We start from the raw sequence: 15,102 nt of genomic DNA on the forward strand, positions 1-15,102 counted from the left end.
TCGCTCGGCGACAGCATCCTGAGCGGAAAGGGGACATCACAGCATGAGTGAGACCGTGAACCGGCCGAACATCGTCTTCATCCTCACCGACGACCATGCGGCGCACGCGATCAGTGCCTACGGCTCGGTTGTGAATCGTACTCCTCGCATTGACGAGATCGCCAATGCCGGGGTGCGCCTCGATAACTGTTTCTGCACGAACTCGCTATGCACGCCGAGCAGGGCGTCGATCCTCACCGGGACGTACAGCCATATCAACGGCGTGACGACCTTGGAGACGCCGATCGATGCGAGCCAGCCGACGTTCATCTCGCAGCTGCGGGGTGCCGGCTACCGCACGGCCGTGGTGGGCAAATGGCACATGGGCGAAGGCGAGGGGCACGATCCCGAGAACTTCGACTACTGGGCGGTACTCCGCGATCAGGGCGAGTACGTCGACCCGCAGATTCTCACGACCAACGGCGTCGAGATCGTCGACGGATACGCGACTGATGTCATCACTGACCTGGCGCTCGACTGGCTGGAATCCCTCGAGGGCGACGAACCGTGGTGCGTACTCATCCACCACAAGGCACCGCATCGGCCATGGCAGCCCGATGAGAAGCACGCCGGAATGTACGCGAACCCGATTCCAGTGCCCGACACCTTCAATGACGACTACGCGAGCCGCACGTCGGCAGCGCATCGCGCGGCCATGCGGATTGCCGACCACCTCACGCTGGAGGACCTCAAAGAGGCACCGCCCGCCGACCTCACGTACGAGGAGGCCGCGCTGTGGAAGTACCAGCGGTACATGGAGGACTATCTCGCATGCGTCGCGTCCGTCGACGACAACGTCGGTCGGGTGACCGACTGGCTCCGGGCGCGCAACGCGTTCGACGACACCCTCGTGATGTACAGCTCAGACCAGGGCTTCTTCCTCGGCGACCATGGCTGGTTCGACAAGCGCTTCATGTATGACGAGTCTCTGCGGATGCCGATGCTGATCAGCTGCCCGTCCCACATTCCTCATCGAGACGAGCCGCTCGAGCAGATCGTGACAAACGTGGACTTCGCGCAGACCATCCTTGAGGCTGCTGGAGTCGACGCGGTGGAGCGCATGCAGGGCATGAGCATCTGGCCGCAGCTGACGGTCGATCCCGAACGCCCGACGCGCGATGCCATGTATTACCGTTACTTCGAGAACGACGACGTGAACCACCACGCCTTCGCCCACTACGGCATCCGCACGGAACGGTACAAGCTCATCTATTTCTACAACGATGGGCTCGGTCTGCCTGGTTCATCGGGGCGTTCGTATCCGCCCGAGTGGGAGCTTTACGATGTGCAGGACGATCCGGAAGAACTCCGCAATGTGTATGGTGACGCTTCGTACGCGGATGTGCGCGAAGAACTCACGGTCAGACTCTGGATGCTGCAGGCCGAGCTGCGTGACGAGCCGCACCCGTCGCAGCCCATTCCGGCGTTGCTTCGCAATGGAGCGTGAGGGTCGGTCAGGGCGCCAAGAGCACCTTACCGACGCGACCGGGCGTCAAGCTTGCGTCGACGGCGGCTCGCACATCATCGAAATCGTAGATTCCAGACACGGGGAGAGAGACGTCGCCGTTCGTGACGCGTGTGAGCAGTTCGCGGAAGAGTTCTGCCTTCGTGGCAGCATCCATCGTGCGATTCACAGCGCTGCCCCAGAACCCGGTGACCGTGATCTGTCTGAAGATGAGGTCGCCAGACGAAATCTCCAGTGCGGACGAGCCCATGGCGCCGAACACCACAAGGGCGCCCTTCTCGGCAAGAAGCGAGAGCACGTCGCTTGCCGATGCTCCACCGACGGAGTCAACGCCCGCGACGATCGGGGCGCCGCCCGTGACCTCGTCGACCCGATTTCGCCATGCGTCGTCATCCGTCGAAAGCACATTCGTGATCCCCTGCTCGCGCAGCTGCTCGACAGCATCCTGTCTGCGCACCAGACCGAGAACGTGGATGCCGCGCGCGGCGGCGAGCTGAGCGATCAGCCTGCCCACCGCACCGTTCGCCGCATTCTGAACCATCCACTGGCCGCGCTCGAGCGAGAGCGCGTGCAGAAGGCTGAGCGCGCTGAACGGCATCGCCACCAGCTGGGCAGCAGATTCGTCGGGAAGCGCATCGGGAACGGGAATGAGACCGGCGGCCTTCGCCGTGAAATACTCAGCCCAGGCGCCGAACGTGCCGCCGGTGGCGACGCGCTGGCCGACGCTCACTCCGCTCACGCCCTCGCCGAGAGCGTCGATAATGCCGACGGCCTCTGTCCCGGCGCGCGCCGGGAGTTCGGGCACGAAACCGTACTCTCCGCGTACCGTCACGAGGTCGTGATTGTGGATGGGCGAGAGGACGGTCTTGATGCGGACCTCTCCGGCACCCGGCTCGGGCATGGGTCGATCGTCGACGCTCAGAACGGCCTCGGGTTCGCCGAATGTGTGGTGGATGATGGCGCGCATGCGCCCATCATCCCGCATCCGACTTTTGGCAGCCTGAGCGTGGCTGCGTCCTGTTCCTGTCACGCCAACCCGAGCGCGTCTCTTCCTCTGCCGCCCGAGTCAGAACGATTCGCGACGAGTGAGCGTCGCATGTAGTGCACGTGGTTCGATCGGGATGCTGCCGATAATGGCATCCACGAGCCTGACCATCTCACGTCCCGTTTCCTGCGGAGGCACTGCCGACGTTGAGAATGCTGGGGTGACCTGCGCGGCGAAGGGGACCTCTTCGCAGACGATGATGGGAAGTGATCGCCCGGCCCGCGTCAGCGCGGACATCGCGCCCAGCGCCATCGGCAGTGTCGCAACGATGAGTGCATCGTGGTCGTGCGTAAGAGCTTGTACCACCGACTCGACGTCGTCGAATGTGTATCCGACGTCATACACCGTCGCGTGTGGAGCACCGGCGACAAGTCGCTTTCCGATCGGACCGTTGCGGTCTCCGAGAAGGAGTGCGGGGCGCTGCAGACCCTCGGTCGCCAGCGCCTCCATGGCGAGCTGCGTACCTTCCCGATAGTCGGTGAGTACCGAAGTGATGCCGTCGACCTCGAATTGTTCGACACCCGTGACGATCGCGAGTCCTTGATCGAGACATTCATTGACGGCATCCGAGATCGACGACGTCGAGATGTCGTCGGCCGTGGCGATGATCATGCCGTCTACGCCCTGTCGCGGCAGCTTACGCAGAACGTCTTCCAGGCGTGCGGTGCTGTGGCCAAGATCGTAGAGCATGACACCGAATCCGCGCTCCTCGGCAGCCTCGACGACGGCTTGCGCGAGGCTGCCGTGGAAGGGCTGAGAGATGTCTCCGACGAGCAGGGCAATGACATCCGTGCGTCCGCTGCGAAGTCCGCGCGCGAAGCTGTTCGGTGAGTAGTTCAGCGCTGTTGCAGCTTCTTGAACACGCTGGAGGGTGTCTTTCGACACGCGATCTGGCTCATTGAGAACCCGTGACACTGTTGTGCGCGAGACACCGGCGCGCCGCGCGACGTCGAGGATCGTCGCGTTCGACTCCACTGGCTTGCTCACGCTGCGATCATACTGAACGCCGGCCCGGATATCCTGGGCGCAGGCCGGGGTAGCACGCCGGAAATGCGTGGAATGTCGCACCCCTGCCCCTGTTCAGGCAACTGCCTGACAAGCCGCCTGGCGACGGAAGTACTGGCGATGGTGAGAGCGGTCGGTGGACCCTCCCGTGTGTTACTCACGTGACAGCACGGTCTCGGCGTATTCTGCCGCGTCGTCCGCCGCGTGGTAGACAGTGAGATCGATGTGATCGAGCACGTTCTTCGGAAGTGCAAACGGGGGAACCACACGGTCACTGAACGTCGAGTTCGCGATGTGTGCCACGTCGAGGCCCCAGAAGGATAGGTGACTCGAGAATCGCGGAATGATGCCTGAACCAACGTTCTCTCCTCCGACCACGAGGACGACGGCTGCTGATCCGTCGTCGCGTGTGCGCAGCTGGAACCCGACGGTCGACGTGTATGCGGGCACGCCCGCTGACACCACCACGTTCTCGCCCAGATGACTGTGTTCGAAGACGAGTTGGCCACCCAGCAGGTAGAGCAGATAACCGCCCTGAGCATTGCCGCTGGAAAGCAGTGTGCCATCGACGGACACACCAAGCGGCGAGACGTGTGCGGTCACGTCGATATCTCGATTGGATCCGGTCACCGCGCTCGGGTAGGGGATGTGCGATTGTCGCGGGCAAAGCGTGATGTTCGTCTCGGCGAAGAGACCGATCGGGCCGCGCGCTTCAATGAGCTCCCGCAGCGGCCTGTCATCCAGCGGAAATACATCATTTCGCTCGGCTTCCTGCCACCAAAGCTGCTGCAGTTGATCAAGCTTTTCGGGGAAGACCCGTGCAAGATCATGCGCTTCAGAGAAATCCGTGCGCGAGTCATACAGGCGCCAGGCGTCTTCGTCGTATGGTGTGCCGGGCGTGTGAGCGGTGACGGCCTTCCACCCGTCATGCCACACGGCGCGATGACCGAGGGTCTCCCAATACTGAGTCTGACGTCCAACCGTGACATCAGGACGCGTGAAGCTTGAGGCTAGGCTCTCGCCGTGGACGCCCGTCTCAGCATCGATGTCGAGAAGCTCGAGGAGGGTCGGGGTGATGTCGATGGCGTGCACGAACTGATCCCGGATCCCGTGTGCCTTCTGAGGTGCCCCGGGCCAGGACACGATTAGAGGGGACCGGACGCCGCCAAGGTCGACGAACTGCTTGTACTGACGAAACGGGGTGTTCCCCGCCATCGCCCAGCCTTCGGGGTAGTGCGCCCCACCCGTGAGCGAGCCGAGACTGTCAAGGAGAGGCTTCTGCTCTGCTGCACTTCGGCGCACCCCGCTGTACGGCGCATTCGTGTCGACGTCTCCTGAGGGGCCCCCTTCGCGACTCGCCCCGTTGTCGGAAAGCACGAGAACGATCGTGTCGTCGGCGATGCCCAGCTCATCGAGCGTCGAGAGGATACGGCCGACCTGAGCATCCGCGTGCTCAAGGAACCCGGCGAACGCCGCCTGGAGGTGCACGTACACCTCTTTCTGCTCGGCGTCGAGATCATCCCACGGCGGCACTCCGTCATTCCGTTCGGCCAGTTCCGTGTTGTTGGGTACGAGACCCATGTCAATCTGTCGGTTGAGTCGGTCGATGCGTGTCTGGTCCCACCCCTTGGTGAAGACGTCGACGTATCGCTCGATGTACTCGCGTGGTGCCTGGAACGGGGCGTGCGTCGCGCCCAGAGCAAACTGCATGAAGAACGGGCTGGTCGGGCGGAACGTCGTGTGGTCCTCAATGAAGGAGATCGCGTGGTCGGCGAGATCCTCACTGAGGTGGTAGCCCTCGCGATTCGGTACGGGTACGGGATGGTTGTCCGCGTAGAGTTCGGGTTCGTACTGATCGGTGCAGCCGTCGAGGAACCCGTAATACCTGTCGAATCCTCGTGCGAGGGGCCAGTTCTCGTAGGGCCCAGCGGGCGTGATTTCGTGGAGAGGAGCCAGATGCCATTTTCCGACTAGATACGACGCGTATCCGTTCTCTCGCAGTATCTGCGGCAAGAGCCGGACATCAGGGCGGATGCTGCCGCGGGAGTTGGGGAAGCCCGTGTCTGTGTCGGCAAGGAACCGCATGCCGATCGAGTGGTGGTTGCGGCCAGTCAGCAGTGCCGCGCGCGTCGGAGAGCACAAGGGGGTCACGTGGAAGCTGTTGTACCGAACCCCGGCTGACGCGAGGGAATCGAAGGCGGGTGTAGAAATCTCTGAGCCGAAGCATCCGAGATCGCTCCAACCGGTGTCGTCGAGTATCACCATGACCACATTCGGTCGCATCGTCCGCGTGCCGTTTTGTGCGGGCCACCATGGCGTCGATTCTGCAACGGTCGTGCGCACTGAACCTTCGAAATCAGCGGACTGAGTACTCATGCGTGCTCCTTGCGTTGCGAGGTGGTTCGGCTCGTGGGCTCGTGGCGTGTCTTCACCGTCTGCGTCGCAATGAGTGCGGCACTTGCCACGACCAGAACGTACAGCGAGACCAACCAGGTGTCGCCGCCTGCAGCGCCGGTGAGCGCCTGTGCGATGACGGGGCCGAAGCCACCACCGACAACGGTGCCGATCTGGAAGCCGAGTGACATCCCGGAGTATCGGACCTCGGCGGGGAAGAACGCGGCGAACAGCGTGGCCTGCCCGGCAAAGAGCCAGCCCACCAGCATCCCGCCGATGCCCATCGCGATGAACAGACCGAGAACCGATTCCGTCCCGATCAGGAGGAACATCGGAAAGGCCCAGAGGGCGAGACCGATGAGCCCCATCGAGACCACGCGCTTCTGGCCGATCCTGTCCCCGAGGGCCCCGGCGAGGGGTGTCGTGATGAGGTTGGTGATTGACGAGAAGATGTTTGCGACGAGCACGATTGTCGGGTCCATGCCCAGGGCGCCAGAGGCGTACCCGAGAATGAAGACGCCCTGAATGAGACCTAGCGTGGTGTCGCTCGTGTGAATGAGAATCGCCGTGAGGATCTGCTTGGGGTACAGGCGGATCGCCTGCCAGACGGGGAGCTTCGACTCTGTGCGTTCCTGCTTAACCTGATCGAATTCGGGGGATTCCGCCACCTTGAATCGCAAGAAGAGTCCGACAAGCAGTAGGAGTGCGCTCGCAAGGAATGGGACTCGCCATCCCCAGGCCAGCAGTTCTTCATCGCTCAGCGTGGCGGTGAGAACTGCCACGCTCCCGGACGAAAGGATGACGCCGATCGGGGCACCCGCCTGTACAAGACTGCCGTAGAGCCCTTTCTTGTGGGCTGGTGCGTGCTCGACAGCGAGGAGTGCTGCGCCACCCCATTCGCCGCCGATGCCGATGCCCTGCAGGATTCGCAGCGCAACGAGCAATAGAGGTGCGGCGATACCGATCTGAGCATAGGTGGGCAGCAGTCCGATGATGACGGTGACCGTGCCTGTGAGGAGGAACGTGAAGAGAAGGAGCGGCTTGCGTCCGATTCGGTCGCCGAAGTGCCCGAGGAGGATGCCTCCAACCGGGCGCGCGACAAACCCGACGGCGAAACTCGCGAGCGAGAGCAGCGCGGAGACCCCCGCGTCGTGAGCGGGAAAGAAGAGCTGACCGAGAACAAGAGCGGAGAGCGACCCGTATACGAAGAAGTCGTAATACTCGAGAATTGAGCCGATGGTGCTCGCGGCAACGGCCGTGCGAGCGGTGCGCGCTGCCTGATTGCTCGTCGCCGTGTTTGCGGTGCTGTTCATGATTCTCCTCATCGAAAGTGAAGCAGCAAATTTAGAGTGGAATCGATTCCGGAATCGATTCCACTGACTATAGATCACGAGACCTGTCGGCGTCCAGCCCGTGTGCAGACCAGCGGGTTGGACCGCCGTCGCCTCTGAGAGCCGACAGAGGAGTCGTAAGCGAACATCAGCGAGCGGCGGAACATACGCAGATGTCAAGTTTTGCTGTCCGCGCTCTGGGCGTCTGATGTGCTCCGGCGGATAGAGTAGAGGCGGTGACGGCGCTGATGCCCGCACCGCGAGCGGAGGTTTCGATGCACGACGATATGGTGCGCATTCCCGCGGGTGAATTCCGCATGGGATCCGAAGGATATTACCCCGAGGAAACCCCGGTCTTCATGGCTCGCGTCGACGAGTTCTTCATCGACCAGCATCCCGTGACCAACGGAGAGTTTCGCGAGTTCGTCGATGCAACCGGCTTCATCACCGTCGCCGAGATGGGCCTCGATGCCGCCGAGTTTCCGCAGCTGAGTGAAGACGACCGCGCTCCGGGCAGCCTCGTCTTCCATGAGACCGACGGACCCGTCGACCTGCGCAACTGGCGGGCCTGGTGGTCCTGGGTGCCCGGTGCTGACTGGCAGCATCCGTTCGGCCCCGACTCAACCATCGAGGGCAAAGATGACCACCCGGTGGTGCAGATCTGTTACACGGATGCTGCCGCCTACGCCGAGTGGGCAGGCAAGCGGCTTCCCACAGAAGCGGAATGGGAGCGCGCGGCGCGTGGTCACCTCGATGGTGCTGACTTCGCGTGGGGCGACGACCTCGTGCCGGACGGCGTCTTGCGTGCGAACACCTGGCAGGGCAACTTCCCGTACAACAACACCGGTGCCGCGGGATGGAAGGGCACATCGCCCGTCGGAACCTTCGAGCCCAACGGTTTCGGGCTCGTCGACATGATCGGCAACGTGTGGGAGTGGACGTCGAGTCCGTTCACCGCGAGCCATCGCGAGGCGGCTCTCGAGGCAAGCCTCGCGGCTCCCGTCGGGCGCAAGCTGATGACGGCGTCGGTCAGCGAACCCGCTGACGGCACTGGATGCGGGTGCGGATGTGGTCCGGAATCGACGAGGCCTGGCGTGCCGAGCCCGACTTCGGCGCTGCCGGACTCCAGCGTCAGCCACGTGACAAAGGGCGGCTCGCACCTGTGCGCCCCCGAATACTGCCAGCGGTACCGCCCGGCGGCGCGTTCGCCGCAGACGGAAGACTCGGCGACGACGCATCTCGGGTTCCGCTGCGCGCGGTCGGCCTGACAGCACCCTGGCGCTGACGTCGTCTCTGGTACCGACTCGGTCACTGGCACTGGCACTGGCACTGGCACTGGCACTGGCACTGGCACTGGCACGAACGCTGGCGCTGATTCTGAGAACCCACCTCTGATTCCCACACTGGAATGGCCCGGGCGCTGACGCTGTCAGGGTAGTCCGTTCGCGGCGGATCACTGATTGTTCGCGCAGGTCGTGATCGCCCGCGGCTGAAGGGATACCGTGCGGGTCAGTCCGCCAAACGGGGGTATTGCGGAGCGCTCATGACGGGAGCACACTGGAAGTCAGAGATCGGAGTTCACCATGTATCCCGCGCCGATGGCACTGTCGCCAGAGGTCCAGCTTGTTGTTGAGCGCGAGCGGCTGAAGGTGCCTCGATGGGCAACTGAAGTTCACCGCCACTGGCGGCAGAGTCGCCGCCGCCTACGCAAGACAGCCACGACCGGCTGACGGATCCCGAAGAGATGCACCGGTCGGGGAGAATCCTCGACCGGCGCACAATTACGTGCACGGGCCGACAGATGCGGGCCAGGTGTATTCGTGGGATCGATGCCCGATGCCCGATGCCCGATGCCCGATGCCCGATGCCCGATGCCCGATGCTCGATGCTCGATGCTCGGTGCCCGGAGTGAGGCGCTCAGCGTGAGGCGCATGGAGTGAGCGCCGTGGGGCGTCAGCGTTCCCAGGGAGGTCGACGCTCCGCCGGAGCATTCCCGCCACGAGCGGACTGACTAGTCTCACCAGCTTGCTCGCACACCCAGCCGTCGGGCATCGTTCCCTCGTCGAGAAAGTCGGCAAGCTCGCCGCTCGCCTCGGCCGACAGCAGCTCGTCTGCCTGCGTGTAGATGATCGGCTCTTCTTTTGAATTGTGCTTATCGAGCAGGCTCAGCAACTCGCGGCAGGCATTCCGGGTGGCCTCATCGCCAGCATTCTCGTCGAGCATCGTCTCAATGTCGTCCATGGCATTCCACAACTCACCGTGCTCGCGCAGCATCACCATGATGGGCATCATCAGGCTCGCGCGCATCGGAGGAAAGAGGAACGTCTCTTCGAGATAGATGTGCCGCCGCAGCCCCGTCATCGACCGGCGCAGAGGAGCCGGATCGCCGTGCCCGGCGTCGGCTGCCTCGGTGTACTCCTCGATGCCGCCGTCGATGTCGCGGTGCTCCTTCTCAAGCGCCGCGGCCAAGGTCCTCTCTGCCATCGCTCCTCCTGTGTATCTGCTGTTCCGCGTACTTTGAGACTATTCCTCGCCCGCTGCTTTCGGGGCGCCGTGGCCGTAAGCAGACGGACCACTCCCTGCAGCCACACGTGCAGGATGCCGACGCCGACGTGCGCGGCTATTCGTCCAGATGGCCCGCGAGCTCAGCCAGAGCATCGGCTCCCGCGAGGTCACCGGCGAGCAGCGGGATCTGAGAGATCGGGATGCTGCCGACAGCAGCCCGCAGCGTCTCGATGTGCCTCTCCTCCTGATCTCGCCGCGCCTCGAGCAGCTCTCCTCGAGCGGCGGGGGAGCGGCGGTTGACGACGATCGCCGCGGGATCGATTCCCAGGTCGGTGAGCTGCCTCACCACGTCGATCGATTCGGCGACGGGAAGTCGCTCGGCGATGCTGACGACGATGAACGACGTGGTGTCAGCATCCGTGACCAGCTCACGCATCAGGGCGAACCGGTCGCGGCGGGCAACGAGCGTGCGGCGCAGTTCGGCGTCGGCCGACGGAACGTCGTCCTTGGTCCCGACGACGCTGCGCGCCGCCGCAGCGAACCGCTCAGAGCGATCGCGGCTCGCCAGCAGCGTCTCCGTCCAGTTCGTGAGCTTCTCGGGCAACGACAGCAGCCGCAGCGTGTGCCCGGACGGCGCTGTGTCGAAGATGACGAGGTCGTAGGCGTCTCGGCTGATCTCGATGAGCTCGGCGATGCGCTCGAGGACAGCTGACTCGTGGCTTCCCGGTGCCGATTTGGCCTGGTCGAGATGCTGTCGGGCCGAGGCGTGAAGGCGGTCGGGCAGGAGACGCATCATCGTCGCCTGGACGGTGGTGAAATGCCGCTCGATCGTGAGTTGCGGGTCGATCTCGACAGCATCCACGAACCCGTCATCGTGGTCGTACACTCGTGTCGGCTCGTCAGAGAGCGTCGTATCCCACGCCTGGCCGAGGTTGTGCGCGGGGTCGGTGGAGACGAGCAGAACACGGCCGCCGTCGCGAGCGCGTGCCAGGGCCAGCGCTGACGAGAGGGATGTCTTGCCGACGCCGCCTTTACCACCCGCGAAGAGGATGCTGCGGGAACGCGCCAGCTCTAACAGCATGCGATGTGATCCAGCGGAGAGTCGGGAATGCCGATGCGCTTATGCCAGGCGTGGAAGTCTTCCCAGACGGCGGGCATGAGCTCTGCCGAATAGTAGGCGGCCGGGTCGGGGACACCGAGTGCTTCGCCGAGAACGACGATCATGAACAGGTCATCTTCGTCGCGTTTCTCGCGCAAAAAGGTCTGACGGTAGGGGCCCACATAGAACTCGTGGAGCCCGTCACGGAAGGCGGCCCAGCGCCGGGAGAGTGTCTCCCGGCGCTGGGGTGCGCCATCCGGTGCCGACACGGGCTTAGACGTCCTCTCTCACGGCCGAGAGTTCGGCGTCTTCGTGCTCGGGTTCTGGCGGCTCTTTCGCCGCGCGCCGCATCGCGAGCACAGCCTCGATGCCGACCCAGACACTCGCGATGATGATGATCACATCGAGAGCGAACAGCAGCCAGTCCGCGTTGCCCGGTTCGGTGAAGCTGATGAGCTGATCGATGGCAGCCCAAAACGACAGCACGAACACGAGCACCAGTGGAATGACCGCCGGCCACGGATTGCGCCGCTTGCGGATCAGCATCACCGCGATGATCGACAACGAGAGCGAGGCCATGATCTGGTTCGTCGTGCCGAACAACGGCCAGATGCGCAGGCCGCCTTCGCCGCCGAGACCTTGCGAGAACGTCAGGCCCAGGCCCACGACGACGACGATGAGCGTTGCCGGAACCTTGGAGATCTTGAGCTTGACGGTCTCGCCGATCTCTTGCACCACGAAGCGCAGCAGTCTCATGCCGGTGTCCATGGTCGTCGCGGCGAACAGCACGGCCATCGTCGCGAGGACGGTGGCGCTGAGGGATGCTGGCAGGCCGATCCCGTTCTCCATGAGGGCACCGCCGCCCTTGACGAACGCGTCGACTCCGCCGGCACCGAACGAGCTGTAGATCTCTTCCCACGCGGCCACGGACTTGATGCCGCCGATGACGGCGAGGATCGTGCCGAGCGAGAGCAGCCCCTCGCCGACGGCGCCGAAGTACCCGACGAAACGAGCATCCGTCTCTTTGTCGATCTGCTTCGAGCTGGTGCCGGAGGACACCATGCCGTGGAATCCGGAGATGGCGCCACACGCGATCGTGACGAACAGCAGCGGGATCATGCTCGGTGTGCCCTCGGGCAGGTTCGTGTTGAACATCGGTGCGACGATGTCTGGCTTCACCGCCGAGAACAGGGTTGCCGTCAGGACCGAGCCGAACAGCAGGATCAGCCCGACGAACAGCTGAACTCCGTTGATGTAGTCACGCGGCTGCAGTAGCACCCACACAGGCAACAGTGAAGCGATTGCGCCGTAGACGAAGAGGGCGACGATCCAGAACGTTGCAGGGCTCATGCCGAGGAACGATTCAGGAAGGACGACCGGGACGCTGTTGCCGAGGGCGATCAGCGCGTAGAGGACGACGACGCCGACGATCGTGACGGGAATGAGCGGCCAGCGCAGGCGGTAGACGGCAACGCCGACGAGCAGCGCCACAACGATCGCGCCCCATGTGGGGATGACCGCCGTCGGCGTGCTGATCAGCAGGTTCTTGATGACCACGGCGAACGCCGCGATCACCATGAGCAGCAGCAGAAAGATCACGATGAGGAACAGGTTGGCGCCGCGCTTGCCGATGTAGCGACCAGAGAGGGCTCCGATCGAGCGTCCCTTGTTGCGCAGCGATGCCCACAGTGTGCCGAAGTCGTGCATTCCGGCGAAGAACACGGTGCCAATCGTGACCCACAGGAAGGCGGGCAGCCAGCCCCAGATGACAGCGATGGCCGGACCAACAATGGGCGCGGCTCCTGCCACCGAGGTGAAGTGGTGACCCCAGAGAATGTACTTATTCGTCGGGACGTAGTCGACGCCGTCGTTCATCTCATGGGCGGGCGTCTTAAAGCTCTCGTTGAGTTTGTAGACCCGTTTCGTGAGGTACTTTGAGTAGAAGATGTAACCGGCGGCGAACATCGCCAATCCGATGATCATGAGGATAAGGGAACCCATGGAGTTCTCCCCTTTCGCAGCGTGCGCCAATGCAACGGGGCAGTGGCCCCGATGCCACCGCTCTTCTCTGAGGCTAGCAGAATCTGTGAATAACCTGTGTGTAATTCTTTGGGGTCACGAACGGGCACCGAAGGAGTGACCCTTGTCACTCGGGCGCGATGAACTCGGCGGGTATCCGATCGGCTCCCTGCACCCCGCGGAGCATTGCCGTATCGATCAGCTCACCACGCTTGAGCACGCTGATCGCACCGGTCGGCTCGAGAATGACGCAGGCGATCTCTGAGGCGTTGCGCACTCCGGATTGTCGGAGTCGCGAGTGCACCTCATCGACGATGACGTGGGTGCGGACAAGATTGTCGTGCAAGATCTCGCTACCTGCCATGAGAACGACGGCTGGGCTGTTCACGACCCGCGAGGCTCCTCGAACTCGTCTGATCTGACCCGTGACAGCCTGCAGGACGAGCAACGTCGCCAGGCCGAGTAGACCGGCGAAAAGGGTCGGGGTGTCGCCGAGGATTGCGCGGCCGATGACGGCACCGAGGGCAATGATGGCTGCGAGATCGAAACTCGAGAGTGTCGCGAGTGTGCGCTGTCCCAGTACGCGCACCAGGAGCAGCACGCCGCCGTAGAAGACGATGCATGAGACGACGACTCGAATCGTGTCGAACCAATCGAGGCCGTATTCAGCCCACATGTCGCTCCTTCCGTCCGCACGGCGGACGGCAGCGATTATCTCACAGTGCTCGTGCCGGTGGCGATGTCAGCGCTTGGGCGTGACGTCCAGGACCACCTGGAATTCAAGGACGCTGGCTTCGGTGAAGACGCGCTTGCCGTGCTCACCCTTGTGCGCCGCTCGAGCGTCTCCGTCACGCCATGCCTCGTACGACTCGTCATCTTCCCACCGGGTCACGATGAAGTAACGGTCATCACCAGCAACGGGCCGGAGCATCTCGAATCCCAGAAAGCCGGGAGCGTCGTCGATGGTCCCCGCGCGATTGATGAAGCGGCGCTCGAACTCGGCGTGCGCCTCATCGGGCACCTTCACTGCATTGATCTTGACGACGGCCATAGCCCAATTCTAGTTTCGGATGCTGCCAATGCGCAGCGTGATGTTCGTGAATAATCCCTCTTTGTCGGACCACGATTCGATAGTGTTCCGTCACAACGATTCGGGAGTCCGTATGACCGACCAGCGCAACATTGACGACCGCATCCGCACGTACTATCGGGATCAGTTCGATGAGGATGCCCGGCTCACCACTCGCTCGGCGCAGGGCAGGATTGAGCATCGTCGAACGCAGGAGCTGATCGCTGAGTACGTCGTTTCGGGGCGTGTTCTTGATATCGGCGGGGCCACAGGCGTCCACGCGTTGCCGCTGCAGAAGCGCGGGCTTGAGGTCGAGCTCATCGAACCGGTGCCTGAACAGGTCGAGATGGCTCGCGCGGCGGGTATCTCAGCGCGTGTGGGGGATGCTCGTGACTTGCCGTTTGCCGATGACGAATTCGACGCGGCGCTGATGCTGGGACCGCTGTACCACCTCGCCGACGGCAATGATCGTCAGACGGCGCTGCGGCAGGCGATGCGCGTCACGCGCTCGGGAGGGTACCTCTTTGCGGCTGCGCTTTCCCGCGCCGTTGCGTTCCAGGCGGCGACGCTCACGCGAGATACGCGCATGACTGACGACCTAGCGAACCTCTTTGAAAAAGGTCGGCCTTTGCCCGGTGGGAGATTCCCCGCTGGACACTTTCACACCGCCGAAGAACTTGCGAGTGAAATCACCGAGGCAGGCCTTGAGCTCGTCGACATTCACGGAGTCGAGGGTCCGGCTGGATTGCTGGCAGAGCAGCTATCGGTTGATGACGATGAGACGGTGGATGCTGCGCACATGCTCGCTCGTGCGGGCAGCGTGATGCCAGGGCTTCGCGACCTCAGTATTCACCTCCTTGCTATCGCTCGTGTGCCATAACGCGTGCTCGTAAGTCAGCTTCATCGTTCTGCGTAGGACGGTCTTTCACCTGCTCTGGATTGTGCTTCTCCGTCCACAGGCATGCGACTTTTGGAGTTATCCACATTGGTTGTTTGATCGGGGGTTTGTGTTGGTGGGAATGTCGGTGGCTGCTGTCACAATGTGTCCATGGTTAACGCAGGTGCGGCACCCGGGTTTGGGTCTTCGGAGGAGCCGGAGAACCATGCCCGGTGGGCGGCTCCGGGTGTGCC

At 63.2% G+C, this 15,102-nt stretch carries 13 protein-coding genes; 3 read left to right on the plus strand and 10 right to left on the minus strand.

Going from position 1 to position 15,102, the window contains the following annotated elements; translation table 11 throughout:
- The first annotated feature begins 43 nt into the window (after positions 1–43).
- Positions 44–1,486: a sulfatase family protein gene (locus tag OK352_RS17580; RefSeq protein ID WP_265142834.1), complete on the plus strand. Its 1,443-nt coding sequence runs from the start codon at positions 44–46 to the stop codon at positions 1,484–1,486.
- 7 nt (positions 1,487–1,493) lie between these two features.
- Here the strand turns inward: OK352_RS17580 and OK352_RS17585 are convergent, their stop codons facing one another.
- From OK352_RS17585 to OK352_RS17600, 4 genes are all read right to left on the minus strand, one after another.
- Positions 1,494–2,471, minus strand: coding sequence for a zinc-binding dehydrogenase (locus OK352_RS17585; protein ID WP_265142835.1), 978 nt, complete (start codon positions 2,469–2,471; stop codon positions 1,494–1,496).
- Positions 2,472–2,570: 99 nt separating this feature from the next.
- Positions 2,571–3,536 carry a LacI family DNA-binding transcriptional regulator gene (locus tag OK352_RS17590; RefSeq protein ID WP_265142836.1) on the minus strand — a complete coding sequence of 322 codons (966 nt, stop codon included), beginning with the start codon at positions 3,534–3,536 and terminating at the stop codon, positions 2,571–2,573.
- Positions 3,537–3,707: 171 nt separating this feature from the next.
- Positions 3,708–5,930: an arylsulfatase gene (locus OK352_RS17595; protein WP_265142837.1), complete on the minus strand. Its 2,223-nt coding sequence runs from the start codon at positions 5,928–5,930 to the stop codon at positions 3,708–3,710.
- The gene (locus tag OK352_RS17600) at positions 5,927–7,261 is read right to left on the minus strand and encodes an MFS transporter (RefSeq protein WP_265142838.1); all 1,335 of its coding nucleotides are present in this window, start codon (positions 7,259–7,261) and stop codon (positions 5,927–5,929) included. Before OK352_RS17600 ends, OK352_RS17595 begins: the two co-directional genes overlap by 4 nt.
- Before the next feature lie 254 nt (positions 7,262–7,515).
- Between OK352_RS17600 and OK352_RS17605 the strand changes: the two genes are divergently transcribed.
- The gene (locus OK352_RS17605; protein WP_306387815.1) at positions 7,516–8,547 is read left to right on the plus strand and encodes a formylglycine-generating enzyme family protein; all 1,032 of its coding nucleotides are present in this window, start codon (positions 7,516–7,518) and stop codon (positions 8,545–8,547) included.
- 685 nt (positions 8,548–9,232) lie between these two features.
- Here OK352_RS17605 and OK352_RS17610 read toward each other — a convergent pair.
- The 6 genes from OK352_RS17610 to OK352_RS17635 all read right to left on the minus strand — a co-directional run bounded on the left by OK352_RS17610 (position 9,233) and on the right by OK352_RS17635 (position 13,953).
- Positions 9,233–9,763 carry a hemerythrin domain-containing protein gene (locus OK352_RS17610; RefSeq protein WP_265142839.1) on the minus strand — a complete coding sequence of 177 codons (531 nt, stop codon included), beginning with the start codon at positions 9,761–9,763 and terminating at the stop codon, positions 9,233–9,235.
- A gap of 136 nt (positions 9,764–9,899) precedes the next feature.
- The gene (locus OK352_RS17615) at positions 9,900–10,865 is read right to left on the minus strand and encodes an ArsA family ATPase (protein ID WP_265142840.1); all 966 of its coding nucleotides are present in this window, start codon (positions 10,863–10,865) and stop codon (positions 9,900–9,902) included.
- Positions 10,856–11,152, minus strand: a complete 297-nt coding sequence (locus OK352_RS17620) for a cory-CC-star protein (RefSeq protein WP_265142841.1) — start codon at positions 11,150–11,152, stop codon at positions 10,856–10,858. The genes OK352_RS17615 and OK352_RS17620 overlap by 10 nt, the downstream gene beginning before the upstream one ends.
- Positions 11,153–11,156: 4 nt before the next feature.
- Positions 11,157–12,884, minus strand: coding sequence for a carbon starvation CstA family protein (locus tag OK352_RS17625; RefSeq protein WP_265142842.1), 1,728 nt, complete (start codon positions 12,882–12,884; stop codon positions 11,157–11,159).
- Positions 12,885–13,029: 145 nt separating this feature from the next.
- Positions 13,030–13,578 (minus strand): DUF421 domain-containing protein, encoded by a 549-nt coding sequence (locus OK352_RS17630; protein WP_265142843.1) that lies wholly within the window; start codon positions 13,576–13,578, stop codon positions 13,030–13,032.
- A 66-nt stretch (positions 13,579–13,644) separates the two neighbouring features.
- Positions 13,645–13,953 (minus strand): antibiotic biosynthesis monooxygenase family protein, encoded by a 309-nt coding sequence (locus OK352_RS17635; RefSeq protein ID WP_265142844.1) that lies wholly within the window; start codon positions 13,951–13,953, stop codon positions 13,645–13,647.
- 112 nt (positions 13,954–14,065) lie between these two features.
- Here OK352_RS17635 and OK352_RS17640 point away from each other — a divergent pair, with 112 nt between their 5' ends.
- Positions 14,066–14,851: a class I SAM-dependent methyltransferase gene (locus OK352_RS17640; RefSeq protein WP_265142845.1), complete on the plus strand. Its 786-nt coding sequence runs from the start codon at positions 14,066–14,068 to the stop codon at positions 14,849–14,851.
- Positions 14,852–15,102 lie beyond the last annotated feature (251 nt).

Source organism: Microbacterium sp. MPKO10 (genome assembly GCF_026107415.2).
In the GTDB taxonomy this organism is placed as follows: domain Bacteria; phylum Actinomycetota; class Actinomycetes; order Actinomycetales; family Microbacteriaceae; genus Paramicrobacterium.

Coding starts and splice junctions, on each gene's coding strand:
- OK352_RS17600 (WP_265142838.1), bottom strand. CDS start 7,261: ATGAACAGCACCGCAAACACGGCGACGAGCAATCAGGCAGCGCGCACC.
- OK352_RS17625 (WP_265142842.1), bottom strand. CDS start 12,884: ATGGGTTCCCTTATCCTCATGATCATCGGATTGGCGATGTTCGCCGCC.
- OK352_RS17595 (WP_265142837.1), bottom strand. CDS start 5,930: ATGAGTACTCAGTCCGCTGATTTCGAAGGTTCAGTGCGCACGACCGTT.
- OK352_RS17640 (WP_265142845.1), top strand. CDS start 14,066: ATGACCGACCAGCGCAACATTGACGACCGCATCCGCACGTACTATCGG.
- OK352_RS17615 (WP_265142840.1), bottom strand. CDS start 10,865: ATGCTGTTAGAGCTGGCGCGTTCCCGCAGCATCCTCTTCGCGGGTGGT.
- OK352_RS17610 (WP_265142839.1), bottom strand. CDS start 9,763: ATGGCAGAGAGGACCTTGGCCGCGGCGCTTGAGAAGGAGCACCGCGAC.
- OK352_RS17630 (WP_265142843.1), bottom strand. CDS start 13,578: ATGTGGGCTGAATACGGCCTCGATTGGTTCGACACGATTCGAGTCGTC.
- OK352_RS17580 (WP_265142834.1), top strand. CDS start 44: ATGAGTGAGACCGTGAACCGGCCGAACATCGTCTTCATCCTCACCGAC.
- OK352_RS17585 (WP_265142835.1), bottom strand. CDS start 2,471: ATGCGCGCCATCATCCACCACACATTCGGCGAACCCGAGGCCGTTCTG.
- OK352_RS17635 (WP_265142844.1), bottom strand. CDS start 13,953: ATGGCCGTCGTCAAGATCAATGCAGTGAAGGTGCCCGATGAGGCGCAC.